This window comes from Flavobacterium branchiophilum NBRC 15030 = ATCC 35035 (assembly GCF_002217205.1).
GTDB classification, from domain to species: Bacteria; Bacteroidota; Bacteroidia; order Flavobacteriales; family Flavobacteriaceae; genus Flavobacterium; species Flavobacterium branchiophilum.
The window spans coordinates 1-843 of the sequence record NZ_MUGT01000222.1; the positions used below are offsets into that span (position 1 = coordinate 1).

Genomic DNA, 843 nt, shown 5'->3' on the forward strand with positions numbered 1-843 from the left:
CCTTAACTAAACGACATTGGTTTATAAATAGTATTATTGGTTTTAAAAGTGTATGTTTAATAGGTACACAGAACAAAGCACAACAAACAAATGTAGCTATTTTTAGTTCGTTGATACACATTGGCAGTAATCCGCCATTGTTTGGCATTGTTTTTCGACCAAACACCGTTGAACGGCATACACTTGAAAATATTTTGAACACGGGTTGTTATACCATAAATCATATTCATGAACAGATGCACCAACAAGCCCATCAAACAGCTGCACGATATGATAGAAATACATCTGAATTTGATGCAACAGGATTGACACCCGAATACAAAAACGATTTTTTTGCTCCTTTTGTTCAAGAAAGTAGGGTGCAGCTGGCAATGGAATTGCGAGACAAAATAACCTTATCGATAAACAACACCGAGTTGATCATTGGAGAAATCAAAGAGATGTATTTTCCAGAAGCAGGATTGCAAAAAGATGGATTTTTGGATATCGAACAATTAGGCACTATCACTTGCTCTGGATTGGATAGTTATCATAAAACCACACAAATTGCAAGATGGAGTTATGCAAAACCCGACAAACCAATTTCAGTAAAATAACCCATGATAGGTACAAAGCACAATTTAGTTACCGTTACAATACATTTGAGCCATTTTTTATAACAATTTGGCTTACTATAACTTAGCGTTTCGGTATATTTTAATGAAGTTTTTAATTATTACAAATAAAAAAAAATAATATAATAATTACGATTATTTTTTTTTAATAAAAAAAAGACTAAATCATGAATAAAAAGCAAATATTATTTGATATTTTTCATTAGATGTAATTTGCAATTTATAAAAT

The 843-nt window shown here is 31.0% G+C and carries 1 protein-coding gene; it reads left to right on the forward strand.

The genetic code is table 11. The features are described from left to right. Window positions 1-596, forward strand: a 596-nt coding sequence (locus tag B0A58_RS16015; RefSeq protein ID WP_106408038.1) for a flavin reductase family protein, incomplete at its 5' end; no start/stop codon positions are given. Window positions 597-843 lie beyond the last annotated feature (247 nt).